23 protein-coding genes are annotated in these 21,627 nt (G+C 68.7%); 22 read left to right on the forward strand and 1 reads right to left on the reverse strand.

Going from position 1 to position 21,627, the window contains the following annotated elements; genetic code table 11:
• Positions 1-278: transposase (locus tag FEV53_RS11820; RefSeq protein WP_142835007.1), on the reverse strand; the 278-nt coding region annotated here is incomplete at its 3' end.
• 90 nt (positions 279-368) lie between these two features.
• Between FEV53_RS11820 and FEV53_RS11825 the strand changes: the two genes are divergently transcribed.
• From FEV53_RS11825 to FEV53_RS11925, 22 genes are all read left to right on the forward strand, one after another.
• Positions 369-1,811, forward strand: coding sequence for a DUF935 domain-containing protein (locus FEV53_RS11825; protein ID WP_185962179.1), 1,443 nt, complete (start codon positions 369-371; stop codon positions 1,809-1,811).
• Between the two features lies 1 nt (position 1,812).
• Entirely contained in the window at positions 1,813-3,159 is a 1,347-nt protein-coding gene (locus FEV53_RS11830; protein WP_185962180.1) for a phage head morphogenesis protein, read from the forward strand.
• A complete protein-coding gene (locus FEV53_RS11835; RefSeq protein WP_142835010.1) occupies positions 3,146-3,343 on the forward strand; it encodes a hypothetical protein in 198 nt (65 codons plus the stop codon). The genes FEV53_RS11830 and FEV53_RS11835 overlap by 14 nt, the downstream gene beginning before the upstream one ends.
• A 190-nt stretch (positions 3,344-3,533) precedes the next feature.
• Positions 3,534-4,583, forward strand: coding sequence for a phage protease (locus FEV53_RS11840; RefSeq protein WP_142835011.1), 1,050 nt, complete (start codon positions 3,534-3,536; stop codon positions 4,581-4,583).
• A complete protein-coding gene (locus FEV53_RS11845; RefSeq protein ID WP_142835012.1) occupies positions 4,583-4,969 on the forward strand; it encodes a hypothetical protein in 387 nt (128 codons plus the stop codon). Before FEV53_RS11840 ends, FEV53_RS11845 begins: the two co-directional genes overlap by 1 nt.
• Positions 4,970-4,986: 17 nt before the next feature.
• Positions 4,987-5,883, forward strand: coding sequence for a Mu-like prophage major head subunit gpT family protein (locus FEV53_RS11850; RefSeq protein ID WP_142835013.1), 897 nt, complete (start codon positions 4,987-4,989; stop codon positions 5,881-5,883).
• A 67-nt stretch (positions 5,884-5,950) separates the two neighbouring features.
• Positions 5,951-6,181: a hypothetical protein gene (locus FEV53_RS11855; RefSeq protein WP_142835014.1), complete on the forward strand. Its 231-nt coding sequence runs from the start codon at positions 5,951-5,953 to the stop codon at positions 6,179-6,181.
• Between the two features lie 3 nt (positions 6,182-6,184).
• Positions 6,185-6,613, forward strand: a complete 429-nt coding sequence (locus FEV53_RS11860; protein WP_142835015.1) for a gp436 family protein — start codon at positions 6,185-6,187, stop codon at positions 6,611-6,613.
• On the forward strand, positions 6,613-7,101 hold the full coding sequence (locus tag FEV53_RS11865) for a phage virion morphogenesis protein (protein WP_142835016.1): 489 nt from the start codon (positions 6,613-6,615) through the stop codon (positions 7,099-7,101). The genes FEV53_RS11860 and FEV53_RS11865 overlap by 1 nt, the downstream gene beginning before the upstream one ends.
• Entirely contained in the window at positions 7,101-7,556 is a 456-nt protein-coding gene (locus FEV53_RS11870; protein ID WP_142835017.1) for a phage tail terminator protein, read from the forward strand. Before FEV53_RS11865 ends, FEV53_RS11870 begins: the two co-directional genes overlap by 1 nt.
• A gap of 4 nt (positions 7,557-7,560) precedes the next feature.
• On the forward strand, positions 7,561-8,487 hold the full coding sequence (locus tag FEV53_RS11875; protein ID WP_142835018.1) for a phage tail tube protein: 927 nt from the start codon (positions 7,561-7,563) through the stop codon (positions 8,485-8,487).
• 14 nt (positions 8,488-8,501) lie between these two features.
• Positions 8,502-8,858 carry a hypothetical protein gene (locus FEV53_RS11880; protein WP_142835019.1) on the forward strand — a complete coding sequence of 119 codons (357 nt, stop codon included), beginning with the start codon at positions 8,502-8,504 and terminating at the stop codon, positions 8,856-8,858.
• 74 nt (positions 8,859-8,932) lie between these two features.
• Positions 8,933-9,214 carry a DUF1799 domain-containing protein gene (locus FEV53_RS11885; RefSeq protein WP_142835020.1) on the forward strand — a complete coding sequence of 94 codons (282 nt, stop codon included), beginning with the start codon at positions 8,933-8,935 and terminating at the stop codon, positions 9,212-9,214.
• Entirely contained in the window at positions 9,211-12,390 is a 3,180-nt protein-coding gene (locus tag FEV53_RS11890; RefSeq protein ID WP_142835021.1) for a phage tail tape measure C-terminal domain-containing protein, read from the forward strand. The genes FEV53_RS11885 and FEV53_RS11890 overlap by 4 nt, the downstream gene beginning before the upstream one ends.
• A complete protein-coding gene (locus FEV53_RS11895) occupies positions 12,387-12,812 on the forward strand; it encodes a hypothetical protein (protein WP_142835022.1) in 426 nt (141 codons plus the stop codon). Before FEV53_RS11890 ends, FEV53_RS11895 begins: the two co-directional genes overlap by 4 nt.
• Before the next feature lie 24 nt (positions 12,813-12,836).
• On the forward strand, positions 12,837-13,361 hold the full coding sequence (locus FEV53_RS11900) for a hypothetical protein (protein WP_142835023.1): 525 nt from the start codon (positions 12,837-12,839) through the stop codon (positions 13,359-13,361).
• Positions 13,358-13,801: an NlpC/P60 family protein gene (locus tag FEV53_RS11905; RefSeq protein WP_142835024.1), complete on the forward strand. Its 444-nt coding sequence runs from the start codon at positions 13,358-13,360 to the stop codon at positions 13,799-13,801. Before FEV53_RS11900 ends, FEV53_RS11905 begins: the two co-directional genes overlap by 4 nt.
• On the forward strand, positions 13,798-17,109 hold the full coding sequence (gene gpJ / locus FEV53_RS11910) for a TipJ family phage tail tip protein (protein ID WP_142835025.1): 3,312 nt from the start codon (positions 13,798-13,800) through the stop codon (positions 17,107-17,109). Before FEV53_RS11905 ends, gpJ begins: the two co-directional genes overlap by 4 nt.
• 9 nt (positions 17,110-17,118) lie before the next feature.
• Complete coding sequence (locus FEV53_RS20865) at positions 17,119-17,292, forward strand: hypothetical protein (RefSeq protein ID WP_185962181.1); 174 nt, start codon at positions 17,119-17,121, stop codon at positions 17,290-17,292.
• A 228-nt stretch (positions 17,293-17,520) separates the two neighbouring features.
• Positions 17,521-20,562, forward strand: a complete 3,042-nt coding sequence (locus FEV53_RS11915) for a hypothetical protein (protein ID WP_142835026.1) — start codon at positions 17,521-17,523, stop codon at positions 20,560-20,562.
• A complete protein-coding gene (locus tag FEV53_RS11920; RefSeq protein WP_142835027.1) occupies positions 20,559-20,843 on the forward strand; it encodes a hypothetical protein in 285 nt (94 codons plus the stop codon). Before FEV53_RS11915 ends, FEV53_RS11920 begins: the two co-directional genes overlap by 4 nt.
• The gene (locus FEV53_RS11925; protein ID WP_142835028.1) at positions 20,840-21,613 is read left to right on the forward strand and encodes a hypothetical protein; all 774 of its coding nucleotides are present in this window, start codon (positions 20,840-20,842) and stop codon (positions 21,611-21,613) included. The genes FEV53_RS11920 and FEV53_RS11925 overlap by 4 nt, the downstream gene beginning before the upstream one ends.
• The last annotated feature ends 14 nt before the right edge of the window (positions 21,614-21,627 follow it).

Below are 21,627 nucleotides of genomic sequence, written 5' to 3' on the forward strand. Positions count from 1 at the left end.
CAGAAGTTTCCCTTTGCGGCCTCCGCCAGGATCAGCTTGTCCAGGGTCAGATCCGAAACAGCCTTGCGCAGCCGCTCATTCTCTTTCTGAAGACGCTTTAGTTCCTTCAATTGGTCCGTGCCCATTCCACCGTACTTTTTCTTCCAGCGGTAGAACGTCTGTTCAGTCACGCCGATCTGGCGGATCGCATCCAGACGCGGCATCCCTTGCCCCGTCAGAACCTCAACCTGCCGTAACTTCGTAACAATCTCTTCTGGCTTTGGTCGCTTGTTTGCCATCTGTTTCCTCCGTTTTCCTAACATAGCGGAGGACCACTTCAGTGGGGGAAGACCACAAGAGAACTGAAGGAGGTCCAGTCCGCGCCCGAGGTGGGCAGCGTCCGGCAGTTTGGCCGCGCCTTCGCCGCCCAGGGCATCTATCCCGACCGGCTGGCGCAGATCCTGCTCGCGGCAGAGATGGGCGATCCGCGGGCCTATTTCGAGCTGGCGGAGGATATGGAGGAGAAAGACCTCCATTACGCGGCCGTGCTGGGCGTGCGCAAACGCGCGATCCGCAGCCTCGATCTGATCGTCGAGGCGGGCGATGACACCGATGCCGCCAATGATGCCGCCGATCTGGTGCGCGAGGAGCTGTCGGGCCCGGCGGTGCGCGAGGCACTCCTCGATATGCTCGATGCGGTCGGCAAGGGGATGTCGATCTGTGAGATCGTCTGGAAGGGCGCGCGGGTCGAGGCCATCGAATGGCGGCCGCTGGCGTGGTTCGACATCGACGTGGAGACCGGAACGGCCCTCAGCCTTGCAGGAGACGGCGCGCCGCTCTTGCCCGACAAATACGTGATCCACGTCGCTAAGACCAAATCCGGCCTGCCGGTCCGGGGTGGGCTTGCGCGGCTCTGCGCCTGGGCGTGGATGTTCAAGAACTGGGAAGTGAAGGACTGGGCGGTCTTTCTGGAGGCCTATGGCCATCCTCTGCGCCTCGGCAAATACGATCCGAACACGACCTCGCCGGAAGACCGGCGGACGCTGTTGCGGGCGCTGAAGATGATGGGGACCGACATGGCGGCGATCATCCCCCATGGCATGGAGGCCGAGGTGATCGCGGCCAGCGTCTCAGGGACGGTCGATGCCTATGAGCGCGCCGCGCGCTGGTGGGACGAGCAGATCTCCAAAGGCGTGCTCGGTCAGGTGGCCACCACCGATGCCATTGCCGGGGGCCATGCCGTGGGCAAGATCCACGAGCAGGTGCGTGACGATATCCGCGATGCCGATGCGGAGCAGCTCGCGACGACCGTCATGCGCGACCTTGCCCGGCCGCTTGTGCATCACAATCTCGGTCCGGGCGTGGCGCTGCCGCGCGTCCGGTTTGCCCCGCCCGAGCGGGTCGATCCCGATCATCTGCTGCGGCTGATGGAAGTGGCCGGCCCGGCGGGGCTGCAGATCGCCACGGCCGATATTTACCGCGCCTTCTCGATCCGGCGCCCCGATGACGAGGACGAGGTGCTGCGCTTTCCGGCGAAGACCGGGACTGTCGACCCGCCCGGGGCACCGGGAGAGCGGCAGCTGGCCTCCCGCCAGACCGGCGGGGATCCGGTCGGGGAGCTGACAGAGCAGCTGCGGGCCAGCGGCGCCCTCAGCGTGGCGGTGGACGCCGATCTCTCCGCGCTTCTGGCCCGGATCCGCGATGCCGGCAGTTTCACCGAGGCGCTGGCGATCCTCGCGGCGCTCGAAGGCGAGAGCCTGACGCCGGAGCTGCGCGCGCTGCTCGCCCGATCGATCTTCAATGCCCGCCTCGGCGGCAGCATGGGGCTCTGAGATGGAGGGGCCGGATGTTGGGCCGGGCGTTGGGCTGAAGCCGCTGCTCCCCGAGGAGGCGCTGGCGTATTTTCGGTCGAAGGGGCTGGCTCCGCCCGATGACCGGTTCGATTACCGCGATGTCTGGCAACAGGAGCATGCGCGCAGTTTCGTGGTCGCCAAGGCGATGCAGGACGATGTGCTGACGACCATCCGCGACAGCCTGACCGCAGCCATGGTGGACGGGACCCTGCTTGAAGACTGGAAAGCCAGCCTGAAGCCCACGTTGCAGGAGGCCGGCTGGTGGGGCGACAGTCTGATCGAGGATCCGCGCACCGGCGAGATCGAGACGGTGCGCCTTGGATCCGACCGGCGGCTGCGGGTGATCTCCGACACCAATATGCGCAGCGCGCTGGCCGCCGGCCGCTGGGCCCGGATTGACCGCACCAAACGCGCTTTCCCCTATCTGGGCTATCGCCAGATCGACCGGCCCACGAAGCGCGAGGAGCACAAGCGCTTTGACGGGCTTGTGCGCCCGGTGGATGATCCGGTCTGGGCGCAGATCTACCCACCCAATGGCTGGTTCTGCAAATGCGCGGTCTTCCAGATCACCCAGGGCCAGATCGACCGGGGCGAGTTCACGGTTTCACCGCCCTTTGATCTCGACGAGGTCGCCGTGCCCAATCCCCGGCGCGGACCCGAGGACGTGGTCCCGGATGGCGTCGATCCGGCTTTTGACGGCAATCCCGGCCGGGACTGGCTCGACATGGAGCGCCGGATGGACCGGATCGCCGGGGACGACCGGCCTGCCGGTCATCAGGCCCGCATCGGTCTTGCGGCCCAGCTGCGCCAGAACATCCTCTTCGAGGGCTTCGAGCGTGGCGCCTTCCTCACCCCGGAGGGCCGGATCTTCGCGCCGGTTCAGGCAACGAAGGCCCGGCCGTCCCGTCTCAGGGGGCTGCCGCCGGAACTGGAGCTGCCGCCCGGCTCCAGCTTTATTCACTCCCATCCGTCCGAGCGGCCCCTTTCGCCACAGGATCTGGCCTCGGCGATCGACTATCAGCTCGCCGACGTCACGGCCGTCACACCCGCCGGCAACGTGTATCAGGCGCGTCCCCGTCTGCGCGACAGGGTCTTGCTCGACCGGAGCCTGACCGACTTCCTCACCGAGATCTCCGCCGGCTGGTCAGTGCCCTATCTCGACGGGCTCGGAGATCTGGAACGCGAGGTCCTCATCCAGCATGCCCGGCTGCGCTGGCTGGACCGGCAGGGTATAATCGCGTATTCTTATGACGTGTCCGGCTGGGTCCATCGCCTGTTTGCGGACCGCGCCGCGCTTCTGGAGGTGCTCGACGATGTTCATCGATGAAAGTCTCGACATGGACAAAGTCGGCGATGTCCGCATCGCGCTGGCCGAAGCCCGGGAAGAGCTGGAGCGGGCCAGAGGGCTGCCCGGTGAGACGCGCACCCTCGGCGCGATCAGGTTTCTCGAACTTCGTCTCCAGAGCCTCGACGGCGATACCCCCAAAAAATCGCCACAGAGCGCCGCGTGACCCTCTGGGGGCCTGTCCCCCGTAAAACTCCAAACCCCCCATTTTTGAAAGCGCTCAGGCAAAATTAAAAACGGTCTGGCGCGTCCCCTCGGATGACAGATCGAAGACCCGCCCGGTGAAGCCCTTCACCGGGCCTTTTTGCGTCCACCCGCGCCAGAACCCCCTCATCACCACGAGGGAGAGAGGGGCTTTGGGATCCGACGCCACACTCACACGCCAGACCGCCGCGGCCATCGATGTGACGGACGCGCCATCGGAGATCGAACTGATGCCGGTGGGCCGCTTCACCCTGGCCGACAGCCGGGGCGCGTTTCATCTCGATCCCGCCCGGGCCGGGCAGGTTCTGGCAAGCTCTCTGGCCGCAAAGCCGGGGGGCGTGCTGCCGATCGATTTCGGCCACGGGATCGCCGGGCGGGCCGAGAAGCGCAGCGATGCCGCGGGCTGGATCACCGGGCTCAGGGTCGCGGGCAACCGGGTGCTGGCCGCCGTCGACTGGACACCGGCCGGTGCAGAGGCGCTCCGCAGCCGCGCCTATCGGTTCTTCTCTCCCGATTTCTACAACACCCCCGACCGCTCGGTCGTGCGGATCGCAGGCGGGGGGCTGACCAATGACCCCGCCATTCCCACCCTGAGACAACTTGCCAGCAAGGAGGCAGAGACAATGGACTTCCGCGCAAAGATCGCGGCCGCCCTCGGACTTTCCGGGGACGCAGACGACGCGGCGGTGATTGCCGCCGCCGAACACTCGGTCGAGACCGTCGCCGCAACCGGCCGGGTTCTGGCCTCCCTCACCGAAGCCGCTGGCCTTGAGACCATGGACGATGAGGCCGTCCGTCAGCTCTGCACGCGCCTGAAGGCGCCGGGGGTTGAGGCAAACCTCGCCGAGTTCGTCCCCATGACCGCCTTTGAGGACGTCAAGCGGCAGCTGGCCTCACTGGAAGCCGAGCGCGCGATCGACAAGGCCGATACGCTGATCGCGGGCGGGCTGGAGAGCGGCAAGCTGACCCCCGCCATGGAAGGCTGGGCGCGGCAGCTCGCCACCCGCAATATGGCCGATCTCGAGGCCTATCTCGACGCGGCGACGCCGGTCCTGCCGCAAGGCCGGGCGCCGGTGCCCGACAAGGCCGCGACGAGCCCCGACGGGCTCTCGGAGATCGAGCGCCAGCTCTGCTCGCAGATGGGCCTTGAGCCCGAGGCCTTCATCGCCACCCGCAAAACCCTGACCGAGGAGGCACGCTGATGCCGAAGACCGACACGCGCATGCCGCTCGAGCTGACCGGCGCCGAGCAGTTTCTCGATCCCGTCGCCGCGGGCGCCGTGATCCTCACCGGGGCGCTTGTCGCCCTCGATGCCGCCGGCAATGCCGTGCCCGCTGATCCGGCCCAGCCAAAGATGCGCGGTGTGGCGCTGGGGGGCGCCGACAATACCGGCGGCGCAGCCGGGGATCTCGAGGTCCCTATCCGTCGCGGCACATGGCTTTTGAAGAATGACGGCTCGCTCACCCGCACCGCCATCGGCAGCCCCGCCTTCATCGTCGATGACGAGACCGTCGGCGCGGCCGGCACGCTTGTCGCCGGCACCTGCCTCGATGTGCGCCCCGAAGGCGTCACCGTCGCTCTCGCCTGATCCCGGAGATCCCGATCATGAACATCACCAAAGCGGCACTGGCGGCGCTGAACACCGCCTTTAACACCACCTTCAACACCACGCTGACCGACACACCCTCCACGTGGATGAAGGTCGCCATGCGGGTGCCGTCGAGCACCCGGACGCAGGCCTATCCGAAGCTCTCCGAGATCAAGGGCATGCGCGAGTGGATCGGGGAGCGCCATGTCCAGCGCCTGACCACCGATGGCTTCACCATCACCAACCGCAAGTTCGAGAACACGATCGCGGTCTCGGCTGATGACATCGCCGACGATCAGGTGGGGCTCTTCTCCTCGCTGGTGGCGGATTTCGCGCAGGCGGCGGCGGAGCTGCCCGATGAGCTGGTCTTCGATCAGCTGGAGATGGGCTTCGACACCAACCATTATGACGAGCAGTTCTTCTTCGACCCCGACCATCCGGTCAGCGACGAGTTCGGCACGATGCGCTCGGTCTCGAACTACACCGACGGGGCGGGCCCGGCCTGGTATCTCATCGACACCACCCGGTCGATGAAGCCGCTGATCTTTCAGGACCGCGAAGCGCCGAAGATCACGCCGAAGACCTCGCTCACCGACGACAATGTCTTCGAGCGCGACGAGTTTCTCTGGGGCGCCAAACGGCGCTGCGCGGCGGGCTTCGGCGCCTGGCAGCTGATCCACGCCTCCAAAGCGGCGCTGACGCCCGCGAGCTACGCCGCCGCCCGCCAGACCATGCTGGAGATGCGCGGCGAGAACGGACGCAAGATCAACCTGCGCCCGAACCTCCTCGTGGTCAGCCCCGGCAATGAAGGCGCGGCCCGCGAGATCCTTATGGCCGAGCGCAATGCCGCAGGCGCCACCAATATCTGGCGCAACTCCGCCGAGCTGCACGTGGAAAGCCGCCTGACGCTCTGAACCTGACCCACCGCGCGCCGGGCCGGTCTGATCCGGCCCGGGGACCCTTTCTGACCGGAGACACGCCATGCCCCCCCGCAAAACCCAAGAGACCCCCGCTGCGACCAAAGCCAAAGACGCCGAAGCGCCTGAGGGCCCGACCTTTGAGATCACCTGCCTGCAAAAAGCCGGGCGCCGCCGCGCCGGGCGCAGCTGGCCGGCCGGGACCACCGTCCTGCCCGTCGATGCGCTGAGCGACGCGGACCGGGCCGCGCTGGAGGCTGATCCGTTCTTCACCCTGCTCGAAGTCGCGGGCTAACCCATGCCCTATGCCAGCGTCGCGGACCTGCAGGCGGTGATCCCACCGCGCGATCTGGCGCTTCTGTCGGATTTCGAGGGCGGGGCGGAGGCGGCGGATGCCGACCGTCTGGCCCGCGCCCTCGATGATGCCAGCGCCGAGATCGACAGCTTCATTGCCCGGCAGGTCTCCCTGCCGCTGACCGATCCGCCTCATATCCTCAAGGTCATCTGCCGCGATCTGGCCATGTGCCGCCTCTATCTCAACCTCGGACGGCTGAGCGAGACCAACGAGAAGCTGCGCGATCAGGCGATCGGGTGGCTGCGCGATGTCTCGGAGGGCAAGATCAGCCTTGGCGATGATGACACCCCCGCCACCCCCACCTCGGGCGGGGTCGCGATGTCAGACGGGCCCGAGCGCCGGTTCACGCGCCAGAGCCTGCGGGGCTACTGATGGACGCCCGCGCCACCTTCCGCGATGCCGATCTGCGTCGCACGCTCGCCGGGCTTCTGGCGCGCGGTCAGGACCTGACCCCGCTCATGGATGCGATCGGCGCCCGGCTCGAACAATCGGCCCGCGACCGCATCGAGGACACGAACCAGTCTCCCGATGGCGTACCCTGGCCCAAATCCTTTCGCGTGGTGGTCGGTCAGGGCGGCAAAACCCTCTTTGAGACCGGACGGCTCGCCGCCTCGATCACCCATCGCGCCACCTCCCGCGAGACCGAGATCGGCACCAATCTCATCTCTGCCGGGGTCCACCAGTTCGGCGCGACCATAACCCCCAAATCGGCAGGCGCCCTGCAGTTCAAACTCGCCGACGGGACCGTGGTCACGGCCGGCAAGGTCACCATTCCCGCGCGCCCCTATCTTGGCATCTCGGACGCGGATGAGGCGGTCATCGGGGATCTGACCGCGCTCTTTGTCGAAGGATCACTCTGATGGCCGAGGGGTTTCTGGATCCTCAGGAGGTGGCCGATCGCATCCGCGCCCGGGTGCCCGCGCTCATCTTCGTGGGCGGGGCGAAGGATCTCGGGAACGCCACGGCCGAGACGCTCCGCGCACCCTCGGCCTGGGTGATCGTGATGGCCGAGACCGCCGATCCGCCCCGCTACGAGATCTGCGATCTGGTCGAGCAGCCGGTCACCATCCGCTTTGGCGTGGTGCTCGCGGTCCGCGACATCGCCGACCGCACCGGAGAGGCCGCCCGCGAGGCGCTGGGGCCGGTCCGGGAAGCGCTTCACCGGGCGCTCACGGGCTGGCAGCCGCTAGGGTCGGGCAGATCCTGCCTCTTTGACCGGGGCTCTCTGGCAAGCGGCATCGGACAGGACGGCATGATGTTCTGGCAAGACGAATTCCTCGCCTCGTTTGACAGGCGCATCACTCTGGAGGGGTGAGACGATGAGCTACAAGCTGCGGATGATCCGCGAGAAGCTGGAAGCGACCTTCGAGACCGATGCCGGTCCCGGGGCCGCCGACAGCATTCTGTGCCTGAACCTGACCATGCGCGCCCTCGATGGCGACTGGCAGGAGCAGCAATTCATCAACGGGCCCGAAGGCGCGCAGCCTGAAGATCTCTACAATCTGCACTGCGCCACCGAGTACGACATCGAAGCCGTCCCCGCCGGCACGCCCGGCGAGGCCCCGGTCTATCGCCAGCTGCTGCTCAGCTCCGGCCTGTCCGAGGTCGTCGTGGCGGGCACCTCCGTCGCCTATACGCCAACCCCGCAGAGCGAGACCCATGCCTCGACCACGCTGCAGATGCGCAACGGGCGGATTGTCCAGAACGTGGTCGGCTGCCGGGGCGGCTTTGGCTTTACCGCCGAGGTGCGCCGCCGGGCGATGTTCAACTTCAACCGCCGGGGCCGCTTCGGAGAGCCCACCGCCTTTGTCCATGAGCCGGGAGACTTCAGCGCCTGGGGCCGCGCGCTCGAATGCCTGCCCGAGCACATGAATGCCTTCACGCTCGGGGGCACGAAGCTTTGTGTGCGCTCCTTCAGCCTCACCGATGGCCGCCAGCCCGTGGTCGACAAATACATGAACTGCGGCGGGGCCGATATCACGGGTCGGCGCTTTACCGGACGGATGACCGTCGAGTGGCCCGATCTCGCCGCCAAGGACCTTATCCTCAATTCCCGCGATGTCATCACCGAGCCGCTGATCTTCGAGCTGGGCAAGACGGCCGGGCAAAAACTGCGCCTCACCGGGCCGAAGGTGCAGATCAAGTTCGCCGGCGAAGAAGAGATCGACCGCGATCTCGGCGCCTCCCTCGATCTCGTCTTCCTGCCCGATCAGGGCGATGACGAGATCCTCCTCGAGTATCTGTGACCCGGAGGCGGCCCATGTTCACCTTCACCGAAGCCTACGAGTTCGACTGGCCCGTCACCGTCCGCTGGCCCGGCCAGAGCGCGGAGGCGGCCGAGAGCTTCACCGCGCGGTTTCGTCTGGTCGATGAGGACGCGCTTTTCGCCCGCGACGAGACCGCGGGCCGCGACCCGCTGGATCTGATCCGCGCCGATCGCGACCGCTGGGCCGAGCGGCTGGTGGGCTGGTCGGGGATCACCACCGAAGGCGACGCGCCCCTGCCGTTCAGTCCCGGGGCCCGGGACCGCCTTCTGCGTCAGCGCCCGATCCGCGAGGCCCTTGTCCGCGCCTATTCCGACGCCGTCATCTACGGGGCGCTGGCGGAAAAAAACTGACCGAGGCCGCCCGCAGGCTCTTCGCGCGGCGGCCTGACACCACCGCGCTCCGCGAGGATCTCGCGCTGAGCGGCATGGGAGAGGAAGAGATTGCCGCGATGATCGCCGAGCTCCATCCTGACACCCCCCTTGAGCTGCCCGCCCTGTTTCGCCCGGCGATCACGCTCATCACTGCGCTCTCGGGCCAGTGGCGCATGGCCGGGGGCGGGCTGGGCCCGCTCCGCCCTGTGGCCCTCGATCTGACCGCCCTCGATGTGGCCGCCCGCTGGCTCGGGATCGCCCCATCCCCCCGTCTTCTGTCCGAGATCCGGATCCTCGAGGCCGAGGCCCTGCGCCAGATGCGGGACCGCCCATGAGACAGCTGCGCACCTCCCTTGTCCTCTCCGGCGACAGCAAGGACCTGACCCGCGCCCTCGACGAGGCGGGCCGGGAGTTCCGCAAGGCCGGCGGCACCGCCGGGGAATTCGCCCAGATCCTCGATCACATGCGCGTGCCCGCCAGAAGGAGCGCGCAATCGATCATCGACGGCGCCACCGGCGCCGGCCGCGCCATGAGCGATGCCCGCCGCTCGGCCGCGGCCTTCGAGGCCAGCCTCGACGCCCAGGAACGCTCCTTCCGGGCGCTGAAAGCCAGCATCGATCCGGTCTACCGGGCCGAACAGCAATTCGCCGCTGCGCAAGAGCAGGTGAACCGGGCCCTGCGTACGGGCTCTGCCTCGGCCGAGGAGGCCGCAGGCGTGATGCGCCGCCTTGAGGCCCAATATCAAACCGCCCGCACTGCGGCTCTGGCCCTCGACGGTGCCCAGGGCGGGGTCGGCCGCGGCTCCCGTGCGCTGCGCGGTCAGATCCAGAACACCGCGTTTCAGCTGCAGGACTTCGCGGTGCAGGTCAGCGCCGGCACCGCCGCCTCGGTGGCGCTTGGCCAGCAGCTGCCCCAGCTTCTGGGCGCCCTGGGCGTCTGGGGCGCGGTCATCGGGGCGGCCGTCGCCATTGGCGTCCCGTTCGCCGCCTCGCTCTTCGACGGGGCCGAAGGCGCCAGCGATATGGGCAAGGCGCTCGATGCCCTGAACGCGGCCACCGACCGCTATGCCGCCGCGCTCAAAGCCGCGCTCATTCCCGGCGCCGAGCTGCGCGCGCTCTTCGGCGATCTCGGCGATGAGATTGAGCGGCTGCGCGATCTCCAGCTCGCGGGGGCCGAGCGGGCGGCCGGTCTGTCGGTGCGCGATCTCGGAACCACGATTGCCCGGGACCTTGGCGGGATCTCCCGCACACGGGTGACAGGTGCAGACCAATCCTATCTCGGCGATGTCAGCACCGTCACCGAGTTCGAGCGGGCGCTGGCCCGCGTGGAAGAGCGCTACAAGCTCTCGGCCAGCGCGGCTGAGCTGTTTCTTGGCCAGATCGAGGCCCTCGGGGCGGCGGACGGCGCGGAGGCGCAGGCCAAAATCCTGCGCAACATCACCGAGCTATTATCGCGCGCCGCAGCCACAGGGGATGACGCCGCCCGTGCGCTCGGCAGCGAAGACGGACTGCTGGCCACATTTGAAGGCGCGCTTGAAGCCACGCTCGACCGGGTCAAGACCGCCGCCAGCGAGACCTGGGCGACGCTTCTGGCCGAGGCCACGGCGCGCCAGCGGGATCTGGACGCCCTCACCAAACAACAGGCCGATGCCCGCGCGCGGCTTGCGGCCGCCGAAGAGGCCGCAGATGCAGAGGCCGCCCGCGCGGCCCGGGCCGTTCTGGATCTCCTCGACGAGAAGGCCCGCGCGATCACCGATACCGAAGGCCGCGTGGACGCCCTGACCGGACAGTTCGGGGAGCTGTCGCTGGAAGCCGGGCGCATCGCCTTCGATCAGGATGGCGCCGCCCGGCAGGCTCTCTACGAGATGGATCGTCAGCTTCAGGCCGCCCGCACCGGGATCGACGATCTGAACGATGCGGACCTCTCGACGCTCGAAGCGGCCATGGCCGCGCTGAAGAGCCTGATCGACGGTGTCTCTGACAGCGCCTCGGAGATGGGCCGCACCCTCTCGCGCGCCCAGGTCGATGCCTATCAGGCCTATGGCCGCTCCCGGGCCACCGGCGACCGCCTCTCGGCCACCGATCGCCTGCAAGCCTCCCGCGATCTCATCATCCGCTTCGAGGGCAAGGCGCCTGCAGGCAAATGGGACGAGAACGCCTTCCGCGCCGGATACGGCTCCTCGACCGTCACACTGGCCGATGGCAGCGTGCGCGAGATCACCGAAGGCATGCAGATCTCCTGGGCCGATGCCGGGCGCGATCTCGACCGCCGCATTCGCGGCTATCATGACGCGCTGCGCGGCCTTGTCGGAGAGACCACCTTCCAGGGCTTCACCCCCGCCCAGATCGCCGCCATCGCCTCGATCCAGCACAATTACGGCGCCATCCCCGGCCAGCTCCGCCCGGCGCTCCAGACCGGCGATGCCCAGATCATCGCCGAACAGATCGCCCGCATGGCGATGCACTACACCCGCTCCGAGCGCGCCGCCGGCAAGACCGGAAAGCCCCTGAACTACGACCGCCGCATGGCCGAGGCCGCGCTCTTCGGCGATGTCCGGGCGCAAGGGCTGCGCAACACCACCGCGCTCGGCGATCAGGCCACAGCCGAGCGCGACGCCCGCCGGGCGGCCGAGATCCGCGATCGGGAGGCGCGCCGCCAGTCGGAGGAGAGCGCCCGCGCGGCCGGGCAGCGCGATGCCCGCGATGCCCGGACCCGCGATCAGATCACCGGCGCGCTCGACACGCTCACCCCCGCCTATGCCAGGGATCTGGCCGCGGCCGAGCGCTGGCGCGACGCCGAGCTGGCCCGCGCCGACAGCTGGCAGGCCGGGGTCACCCGGGGCCTGCGCGCCATCGAGGCCGAGACCCGGACCTTTGCCGATGTCAGCGCCGATCTCTTCACCACCTGGTCGGACGGCATCGGCGACGCCATCGGCAAGATGGTCCAGACAGGCAAATTCGAGATCAGCGATCTGATCGACTACACGGCGGCGCAATTCGCCAAACTGGCCTTTCAACAAACCCTTCAACCGGGATTGAACAGCGTGTTGAACACGCTCATCGGCGGCCTGGGCGCGGTCTTGCCCGGAGGGCTTGGAGGGCTTGGGGCCGCCGCGCTGCCCACCGCCCATACCGGCGGGACCGGTATCATGCGCACGCTGTCGGCGGGCGCCTCTCTGCGCGGCGATGAGCATCTGGCGGTTCTGCGCCGGGGCGAGGAGGTCTTCACGCCCCGCATGCTGGAGAATGCCGGCGCCATCGTCGACGCGCTGGCCTCCAGCCCCCCGTCGGGCGGCCCGCCCGTCGCCATCGATGCCCGCCCGCAGATCCAGATCATCCAGAACACGCCGGTGCAGATCGAGGCGCAGCAGGGCACCGATGCCCGTGGGCGCCGGCAGACCCGGCTCGTTATTTCCGAGGCCGTGGGAGAGGGCATCGCCGCCCCCGGTGGGCGCGGCGGCCGCGTCCTCACCGAGACCTTCGGTCTGGGCCGCAGAGGGGTGGCGCGATGAGCTATCCCGTCTGGCCCGAAGAGCTCGTGCAGTTCGAACGGGGAGGCTGGCAGGCCGCCCCGCAGGACGGCCGTCGCCGGTCCCAAAACGAGACCGGCCCCCCGGGGTTTCGCCGGCGCTTCTCGGCCACCGCCCGCCGGGTGGATCTCGCCCTGATCGTCCCGCAAGCGGGACGCGCCCGCTTCTGGCGGTTTCACACCGAGGACTGCGCAGGCGGGGCGCAGCTCTTCTGGATGCCCGATCCCAGCGTCTCCCGGGCCCGGCTTCTCGATCACACCGGAACGCCGCTCCTGACCGGCGACGGAACACCGCTCCTTCTGAGCCGCCTCTGGCTCTGCCTCTGGGGCGACCAGCCGCCCGTCGAGAGCGTGGAGGGGGATGTGGAGTTCCGCCTGACCTTCTCCGTCTGGGTGATGCCGTGAGAGGGATAAGATGAGAGGAATAAGATGAGACGTCTGAGCCTCAACACCCGCCGCGCGCTCGATGGCGACGCGCCTGAAGAGGTCCATGCGGTCCTGATGGAGATCGCCCATCCTGGGCTCGCAGCGCCGCTGCGCCTCTCCACCGATCCCACGGAGCGCCTGAGCACCGAGCCGCTGACCTACGGCACCCGGTCGGGCTGGCGCGGCGCCGATCCCCGGAGCGATCCCTACCTCTTCATGGTGGCCGATGCGCTCCTGCCCTCCGATCAGCAGGACGCCCCCGCCGAAGCGCGCATCGCGCTGATGAACCTCGACCCCGGGATCGCGCAGCTCCTGCGCAGTTTCCGCGATCCCGCCAGCTTCCGCCTCGCCGTGGTCCTCGCCAGCTCCCCGGATCTCGTGGAGGCCGAATGGGCCGATCTGAGGCTGACCTCGGCCGAGATCGATGCCAGCGAGATCATTCTCACCATCAGCCGCGAAGAGATCGAGCTCGAACATTATCCCGGCCAGCGCCTGAGCCGGTCCCGCTTTCCCGGGCTGTTCCCATGACCGGGTCCCCCAACTGGCCCCTGAATGGGCCCCTGAACTGGTCCGACGCCTATATCGGCATCCCTTATGCTGAGGGCGGGCGCACGGAGCGGGGCTGCGACTGCTACGGGCTGATCCGTCTCATCTATGCGCGCGAACTGGGGATCGGCCTGCCCGCCTACAGTGCCGCCCCCTGTGCCACCGAGCGCGCGGAGATCGACCGCCTGGTGGGTCAGGAGGCCGGGACCGGTCCCTGGACCCGCGTCACCGACCAGGCCCCCTTCGATGTGATCCTCTGCCGCATGGGCGCGCTCGACAGCCATCTGGGCCTCGCCGTCACCCCCCGCCTGATGCTCCATCTCGCCCTCGATGACTGCGCCAAGATCGAACGGATCGACACCGGCCGCTGGGCCCGGCGCATCAGCAGCCTCTGGCGCCATCATGAAAGCCCCACCCGATGACCCGTATCCTCGCCGCCCCCGCCTTTGATCCCGGCGCCGCCCGGATCGGGATCGATCTGCCCGATGGCCTGACCGTGGCCCAGATGATCGCGGCGAGCCTTCCGGATCTCGCCCCGGCCGATCACACCCGCCTGCGCGCGACCCTCGTCACCGAGGCCGGCCAGCGCCACATCCCGCCCGCGCTCTGGCCCCACACCCGCCCCCGGCCGGGCGTGCGCGTCGTCCTGCGCCTCGTGCCCGGCAAGGATGCCCTTCGCTCGGTCCTGACCATCGTGATCTCGGTCGCCTCCATCGCGCTCGGGGCGTATTTCGGGCCAGCGCTGGCCGCCACGCTGGGCCTGCCCGGCGCCGTGGGCACAGCCCTCGTGGGGCTCGGGGTCACCGCCCTCGGCACGCTTCTGTCGACCGCGCTGGTGCCACCCGTCCAGCCGCGCGAAGAGCGCCCCCGCTATCAGATCGACGGCTGGCGCAATCGCTTTGAGCCGGGCGGCGCCGTACCCTCGGTCCTCGGCGAGATGCGCTATGCGCCCCCCTTCGCCGCCACCCCCTGGACCGAGATCGTCGGACAGGAGCAATATGTCCGCGCGCTCTTCACCTTCGGCGACGGGCCGGTGCGGATCGATCAGATCCGCATCGGGGACACGCCTCTGTCGGAGTTCGAGGACGTGGATCTCCAGATCCGCGAAGGCCATGCAGGCGACAGCCGGCTGACCCTGTTCCCCGATCAGGTGGTCGAGGAGCGCGTGGGCGTCGATCTGGTCAAACCCTTGCCCCGCGACAGCGCCGGCAATCCCACCGACAGCGAGGGCGTGGAGACCCCCGTGGTGCGCACCACCGGCGAGGATGCCACCGCCGCGCGCCTGATCCTTGCCTTCCCCGCGGGCCTGACCAAGGTCGATGACGACGGCGATCTCGTCACCAAGGTGGTGCGCCTGCGCCTTGAGCGCCGGCCCGCCGGCACCAGCGCCTGGGAGACGGTCGACGCGGAGCGCTGGATCCGCGGGCGCCAGACCGAAGCCTTCTTCCGCGCCGTGGAGATCGCATTGCCCACGCGCGGTCGCTGGGACATCCGTGTCACCCGGCTCAGCACCACCAGCGACGCCACCAATATCTCCGACCGGCTGATCTGGGCGGCCTTGCAGACAATCCGGCCGGAATACCCGCTCGCACCGACCCGCCCGCTGGCGCTGCTGGCGCTGCGGATCCGCGCGACCTACCAGCTCTCCGGGCAGCTCGACAATGTCTCGGCCCGGGTGCGGCGCGTGGCCCCCGATTACGATGCCGCCACCGGAGACTGGATCGCCCGGCCGAGCCGCAACCCCGCCACCGCCTTCCGGCAGGTTCTGCAAGGTGCCGGTACGCCCCGCCCGCTGCCCGACAGCGCCCTCGATCTCGCAGCCCTCGCCGACTGGCATGATTTCTGCGCGGCCCGGGGGCTGCAGTATGACCGGGTCCTTGATCAGACCGGCCAGACCCTGCGCGAGATCCTGAGCGAGATCGCCGCAGCCGGCCGCGCCCGTCCGGTGCATGACGGGCTGCGCTGGTCCGTGGCCATCGACCGCCCCGGCCAGCCCGTGATCGATCATATCAGCCCCCGCAACAGCTGGGGCTTTCGGGCCCGGCGCAGCTATGTGAGCCCCCCTGAGGGGTTTCGTGTGCCCTTCATCGACCGCACCGCGGCCTTCGCCCGCGCCGAACGCCTCGTGTCATGGCCCGACCACACCGGCGATGTGGACCTGACCGAGGCGCTGGAGCTGCCCGGCAAGACCGACCCCGCCGAGATCTTCCGCGAGGCCCGCCGCCGCCAGCTGGAGATCCTCCATCGCCCCGAGAGCTACGAGCTCTACCAGGACGGGCCCGTCCGCGTGGCCACCCGCGGCGATATCGTCGCCGTCAGCCACGATCAGCTCGATGCGGTCATGGGCGGGGCCCGGGTGTTGCAGGTGATCGGCCGGACCGTGATCCTCGATGAGGAGATCGATCTCCCCGAAGGTCAGACCGGCGCGATCCGGTTCCGGATCGCAGAGACCGCAGAGGATCCGGGCCTCTCGGTGGTCCAGCGCCTGCGGGACGTGGCCGGGGGCGTGGTCACGCTCGCCGAGGACAACCCGGTTCCCCGACCCGGCACGACCGTCCTCTACGGTCTGGCGGAGACCGAGACCCGCCGGATGATCGTCACCGAGGTGGAGACCACCGAAGACGGCGCCTGCCTGATGCGGCTCATCGATGAGGCGCCCGAGATCGACGCGATCCTCGACGCGACCCCGATCCCCGCGTGGAACGGACGGGTGGGCACGCCGCTCGATCTCTCGGCCCTGTCACCCGCCACACCGGTCCTGCGCCGGGTGCGGACCGGCTGGGCAGAGCTGGGGATCATTGGCGGGCTCGAGATCGATCTGGCCCCGGGCTCAGGCCCCGTCCCGACGCAGACCTTCCTGCTCCATCACCGGCTGACCGGGGCCGTCCCCTGGACGCTGCTGGAGATCCCCGTCGCCGAAGGCGGGGCCGCGCTGACGGGCTACGGTCCGGGCGATACCGTCGAGCTGCAGGTGGCCGCGCGCGCCGCCACCGGCGGGGACAGCCCCTGGAGCGGGATCGTCCCGATCGTTATCGCCGATGATGCCCCCGTCGCGCCGGCCGCGCTGCCGCTCTCGGCCATCGATCTCGGGGCCCTGCCCGGGGCGCTCCGCGTCACCGTCGCCGGTGGCAGCGATCCGCATCTGCGCGCGCTTCGGCTCTACCGCTCCACCGATCCCGTCCTCGACACGGCAGGCGATCGCGCAGGCCCCGATCTGGATCTTGCCGCAGGTCAAAGCGCCAGCCGCACCCTGGGCGACGCCACCCGCCGCAACCTGCTGACCGCGCCGGGCTTTGCCTCTGCCACCGGATGGGTGCCGGGACCGGGTTGGTCCATCGCGGGCGGGACGGCCAGCCATGCCGCCGGCAGCGCCGGTGGGCTCAGCCAGACCGTGACGCTGAAGGACGCCACCGCCTACCGCCTCGGTTACCGTCTGAGCGAGGTCGGGGGCGGCAGCGTGACACCGCAGCTGCAGGGGGCGGCGACCAGCGCGGGTGTCCCCCGCAGCTCGGACGGCCTGAGCCGCGAGCGCCTCGTCTCGGCCACCGGCCAGACAGCCCTCGCCTTTGAGGCGGAGAATGCCTTCACCGGGCAGCTCGACGACGTCCTCCTCTACGAGGAGAGCACGGCCTGCCTCGCGCAAGGCACCCATTACGTCTGGGTCCAGCCTGTCGGAGAGGACGGCCGGACCGGTCCCATCAGTGGCCCGGTGGCGGTGACCATCACATAAGGCAGCCCCATGACCGGCACGAGAACCCCTGATCTGACCTCTGCCACGACCGTCGCGGAGCTGATCGGCAATTACGATGGCAGCACGGTGCGGATCCCGATGGACCGGGTCGCGGCGATGCTCTCGGGGCTGATCGGGCCGAGCTTTGAGTTCAAAGCCAATTTGAACGCGGCATTAAACTAGCCCGCAGGCACCCGCGCCACGGTCTGGTCCGGCACCGAGACCGAGAAGGGCCTCTACCGCAAGAACGGCGACAGCGGCGCGGGCGGCTGGTCGCGGATCGGCGATCTGCCGGGGCTGTCGATCACCGAGGGCCAGCTCGACACGCTCCGCACCGAGTTCCGCGATGGCCGCCTCTATGGCACGACCAATGGCAATCTCGCCCAGGTCACGCCCCGGCCGGGCGCCGACATGCTCGTCGTGGCGACGGACACGGCAATGGTGGTCTACAAGGCGCTGTCTTCCACGCCCGACCCGATCGATCCGGCGGTCCATAAGCAGGACGCAACCGGCAAGTGGTGGCGGCTTTCCTATAGCCCGAAGCTCGTCGATGACGCGCTCGGCCAGCAGATCGCCGGGGAGAGCGCCGCCCGCGCCGCGGAGGTGGCAGCGGAGGCGGCCGAGCGGGCAGCGGCCGACACCGCGCTCGATGGGCAGATCCGGGCGGGGACGGCGCGCGGGCCGGGGCTGGTGCTCGACATCGAGGGCGGTCAGTTGTCGCTGGCGGGCCTTCCGATCAAGTCGGAGAGCTTCACCACCAAAGGCGCCGCGCCCCGGCTGGCGCTGACCGAGGCCACCGGCCTTGTGCCCGCCGAGACCGTGGCCTTCGGGCGCAGCTGGTCCGCCCGGCTGGGCGCCCACGCTCTCTGGCCCGTCTCGCCCGGCACGGCGTGGAACAATGGCGTCGGAGCGCTAACCCCGGCTAAGATGACGATGGCGCCCTCTGCCGCAGCCCCTCTGGCCATTGGGGACACGCCCCATGACCTGACCACCACCACCGGCGAGGACAAAGCCTCGCGCCACCTGACGCTCACGGATGTGGACTTCATTGCCGGGCAATGGGTGCAAATGGACACCGTGGTGACGATGGCGGACGCTAAGGCGGTGGGGATGCGCTGCCTGCCGAATGGCTTCACGAACCCCGAAGGCAACTCCACCGACCGGGCCATCGTGATGGTCGATCCGGCCAGTGGCGACTTCGTGTCCGGGCCGGGAGGCTTTGCGAGCATCCATATCCAGCCGCAGGTCACGCCGCTGGGCGGAGACAGCTATCACATCCGCTTCGCCTTCCGGGCCATCGGGTCCGGCACGGGGGGCTTTGCCCTGCAATTCGACCGAACCCTGCGGAACGATTATCGCGGCAACTTCCTTCTGGGGCAGACGCCCGCGACCGTGCATCACCTCTCGGTGCAGGTCACGCCCACCCCCTACGGCCCGCCCGTGGGGATGGTCGCCCCCGGCACTGACGTGGAGAGCGTGGACGCCCAGCTCGATCTTTCGGGCCTGAAGCTCGACGGCGATTTCGTCCTCTCGGCGCTGCTCGACGTGGCCCCGGGCTTCGCGGCGGCCGATATCGGCAACCGCAACCTGCTGAAGCTCGGCGGCCAGAGCTTCAATCTCGGCACGGGCCTGCAGGTCTCGGGCCGCACGCCGCAGGTGATCGTGAATGATCAGAAGATCACCGTGCCGAACCTCTATTCCGGCCCCATCGATCTGGTGATCCATTATCTGGGCGGCACGCTCTCGATCGTGCTGGGGGGGCGGCTGGTCCACCAGAGCGCCCGGTCGATCCGACTGGCCGGGGATATGGGCACCCTGCGGATCTATCCCGGTGTGGGGCTCTCGCGCCTGCGTCTGGAGCGGACCCCCGCCCATATCGCCGCCTATCAACGCGGCTCCGATGCGCCCGCCGGCGGGCAGGCCGTGGAGGTGTTCGGCAGCGGATCGGGCACCCATATGACGGTGAATGCCGCAGGCGAGATCGGGGGCCGGTTCACCCGCGAGGTGCTGCGCGACATTCTCTGGGCCGAACGGTTCCGCACCGGCATTCCCGAGAGCGCCATGGCGATCACACCGCGCACCGATGGCGCGGTCGATTTCCTCGACGCCACCTGGAGCGAGATCCACCGCGCCTTCCGCAAGCTGCCGGGCGGTCTGCCCACCATCACCCAGCCCGGGGCGCGGCCCCTCTCCCTGATCCTCGCCCGGGGGCAGTCGCTGGCTTTCGGCTACCCCTATGGCAACCCGGTCTATTGGCCCGCCACGCCCTTCTTCGTCGACATCGACGGCAATGGCGCGAACTCGGTCTTCAGCAACTCCTCCTATGGCGGGATCTCGTCGGGCCTGATCTCTCCCCAGATCAGCCCCGCCCGCATGGGGGTCGCCTATCCCTTCACCCACCGCTACGTGCGCGAGATGGCGCAGATCGACCCGAAGTTCCCGTCGGTCATCTCCCGCACCGTGGCCCAGTCCGGGGCGTCGATCGAGGAACTCTGGGCGAGCTTCATGGCCGATCCCTCGACCAGCATCCAGTGGCAGCACGTCCTCAACACCTTCGAAAGCGCCCGCGCCGCCGCCGACCGCTTCGGCTTCACCCTCGATATGCCCGTCTTCATCTGGATGCAGGGGCATGCCAACCGGTCGGATCTGCCGTCCGCATATCTGGCGAAGCTCGCGCAGGCGCGGAACGTGGATCTGCGCGGGCTGCTCGACACCTATATGGACGATCCCGCCGACCCGCTCTGGGTCATGGTCCAGAGCGGAGGCGCGACCGAGAGCTCGGCTCTGGATATGCACTACCAGGTGGCGCTGGCGCAGATCCGCTACGGGACCGAAACGCCCAACACCGTGCTCGCCACGTCACTGGCCAATCACCGCATCACGCTGGCCGATGACAACGTCCACCCCGATGCGGTCAGCACCACATGGTTCTCGGAGATGTGCGCCGAAGCGGCCCGCGCGGTGCAGCAGGGCGAGAGGTGGAATATCGGCAAGCCCGAGGTCACCCTCTCGGGCACCCAGCTGGTGGTCGATTATGACGGCTGGCTCCGCCCGGACGAGCGCCTGATCATTGCCCCCGATCCCTATGGCGGGATCGGCATCAATCAGGGCATGGGCTTTGAGATCGTCTCGATCCTCGACAGCACCACCGAGCACCTGCCGGCGCGCTACAGCCTGCCCCCCGGCACGGCGCCCGCGCAGGTGACGAATGTCGCCGTCGCGCCCTCGGGCCGGGCCTATATCCTCACCCTCGATCAGCTGCCCACCGGCCCCTTTGCGCTCTTCCATGCCTGGCAGCGCGCCAATCTCAAGGGCACGGCCAGCCCCAACTGGTGCGCCCACCGCACCCGCCTGCGCACCGACTGGCGCAAGCCCTCGATGATCCTGCCGGATGTCGATCTGGAGCGGTGGCTGCCCTCGGACATCATCGACAGCACGGAGTTCTTCACATGATCCGATCCCAACCGACGGCGGCGGAGATGGCCGCGAAGGGCAAAGCCGAAGCCGAAGCCATGCAGCGGGCCGACGCCGCGCGCGATCCGGGGCGCCGGCCGGTCGAGCGGCGGGGGTTTGCGCTCAGGGGGACGCTGGTCTTTGCGGGCCGGTCCTATGCCGAGGGCGACCACATCCCGCTCGGGCCGGATGATCACGCCTTCCTGCAATCGATCGGCACGATCGGGGAGGACTGGGACGCGGGCGCGGTGATCTCTGACGCAGAGGAGAGCCAGCCATGACCGCCCTGCGCTTGCCCTACCAGATCAGCAACCCGCTCTCGGGCTCTGCGGATATCCTCGACCGTATCCGCTCCACCTTTGGCGCGGATCTCGATGGCATCTATGCCCCCTCGGGCGCGCTGGCCTCGCAGGATGGCACCCGGCTGAAGCCGCTGATCCGCAAGGTCGATGCGTATGGCAACAGCGCACCGCTTATCGCCACGGGCGGGACCTTCTTTCCCACCCATTACGACCTGCCGACGCTGGGCGACGTCCTGACCATCAACCAGCCCATGGCAAACCTGACCGACTACTCGGTGGGGCTGCTGATCCACTGCTCGGAGGCGTTCCTGCGGCCGCTGGACGAAGACGGCAACATCGATGAGGACGCGCAATACACCTCCTCTGTCATCAACCCGCCCGCCATCAGCCTCTACAAGCGCAAGGGCGTCCACTACATGACCTTCTTCAGCGCCACGCCGTTCTTCTACGAGGACACCCTGACGCTGACCGAACGGACGCGCCTGCGGATCACCGAAGGCGGCTGGTACACCCTGCAGGCCACCCGCCGCGCCGATGGCACCGCCACGCTGAAGATCAACGACCGCGATCCGGTCAGCTTCTTCATCGGTGATGCGCCGCTCTCCAGCGACCCGATCACCATCAACGCCGCAAACGGGCGCTTCGCAGCCCTCCTGCTGACCGCCGGCGGCCTCGCCGACACCCCCGCCCGCGCCGCGCTCTGGGAGGAATACTGCCAGCACGCCAGAGACTTCCTGCCAGACGGATAACACACCGCGAACAG

Source organism: Palleronia caenipelagi, from assembly GCF_007004065.1.
Lineage (GTDB): Bacteria > Pseudomonadota > Alphaproteobacteria > Rhodobacterales > Rhodobacteraceae > Palleronia > Palleronia caenipelagi.

What these genes read in the sequence shown, in the direction of transcription:
- FEV53_RS11830 (WP_185962180.1), top strand. Translation starts at nt 1,813, where the DNA reads ATGGAGGGGCCGGATGTTGGGCCGGGCGTTGGGCTGAAGCCGCTGCTC.
- FEV53_RS11835 (WP_142835010.1), top strand. Translation starts at nt 3,146, where the DNA reads ATGTTCATCGATGAAAGTCTCGACATGGACAAAGTCGGCGATGTCCGC.
- FEV53_RS11845 (WP_142835012.1), top strand. Translation starts at nt 4,583, where the DNA reads ATGCCGAAGACCGACACGCGCATGCCGCTCGAGCTGACCGGCGCCGAG.
- FEV53_RS11850 (WP_142835013.1), top strand. Translation starts at nt 4,987, where the DNA reads ATGAACATCACCAAAGCGGCACTGGCGGCGCTGAACACCGCCTTTAAC.
- FEV53_RS11855 (WP_142835014.1), top strand. Translation starts at nt 5,951, where the DNA reads ATGCCCCCCCGCAAAACCCAAGAGACCCCCGCTGCGACCAAAGCCAAA.
- FEV53_RS11860 (WP_142835015.1), top strand. Translation starts at nt 6,185, where the DNA reads ATGCCCTATGCCAGCGTCGCGGACCTGCAGGCGGTGATCCCACCGCGC.
- FEV53_RS11865 (WP_142835016.1), top strand. Translation starts at nt 6,613, where the DNA reads ATGGACGCCCGCGCCACCTTCCGCGATGCCGATCTGCGTCGCACGCTC.
- FEV53_RS11870 (WP_142835017.1), top strand. Translation starts at nt 7,101, where the DNA reads ATGGCCGAGGGGTTTCTGGATCCTCAGGAGGTGGCCGATCGCATCCGC.
- FEV53_RS11875 (WP_142835018.1), top strand. Translation starts at nt 7,561, where the DNA reads ATGAGCTACAAGCTGCGGATGATCCGCGAGAAGCTGGAAGCGACCTTC.
- FEV53_RS11880 (WP_142835019.1), top strand. Translation starts at nt 8,502, where the DNA reads ATGTTCACCTTCACCGAAGCCTACGAGTTCGACTGGCCCGTCACCGTC.
- FEV53_RS11885 (WP_142835020.1), top strand. Translation starts at nt 8,933, where the DNA reads ATGGGAGAGGAAGAGATTGCCGCGATGATCGCCGAGCTCCATCCTGAC.
- FEV53_RS11890 (WP_142835021.1), top strand. Translation starts at nt 9,211, where the DNA reads ATGAGACAGCTGCGCACCTCCCTTGTCCTCTCCGGCGACAGCAAGGAC.
- FEV53_RS11895 (WP_142835022.1), top strand. Translation starts at nt 12,387, where the DNA reads ATGAGCTATCCCGTCTGGCCCGAAGAGCTCGTGCAGTTCGAACGGGGA.
- FEV53_RS11900 (WP_142835023.1), top strand. Translation starts at nt 12,837, where the DNA reads ATGAGACGTCTGAGCCTCAACACCCGCCGCGCGCTCGATGGCGACGCG.
- FEV53_RS11905 (WP_142835024.1), top strand. Translation starts at nt 13,358, where the DNA reads ATGACCGGGTCCCCCAACTGGCCCCTGAATGGGCCCCTGAACTGGTCC.
- gpJ (WP_142835025.1), top strand. Translation starts at nt 13,798, where the DNA reads ATGACCCGTATCCTCGCCGCCCCCGCCTTTGATCCCGGCGCCGCCCGG.
- FEV53_RS20865 (WP_185962181.1), top strand. Translation starts at nt 17,119, where the DNA reads ATGACCGGCACGAGAACCCCTGATCTGACCTCTGCCACGACCGTCGCG.
- FEV53_RS11915 (WP_142835026.1), top strand. Translation starts at nt 17,521, where the DNA reads ATGCTCGTCGTGGCGACGGACACGGCAATGGTGGTCTACAAGGCGCTG.
- FEV53_RS11920 (WP_142835027.1), top strand. Translation starts at nt 20,559, where the DNA reads ATGATCCGATCCCAACCGACGGCGGCGGAGATGGCCGCGAAGGGCAAA.
- FEV53_RS11925 (WP_142835028.1), top strand. Translation starts at nt 20,840, where the DNA reads ATGACCGCCCTGCGCTTGCCCTACCAGATCAGCAACCCGCTCTCGGGC.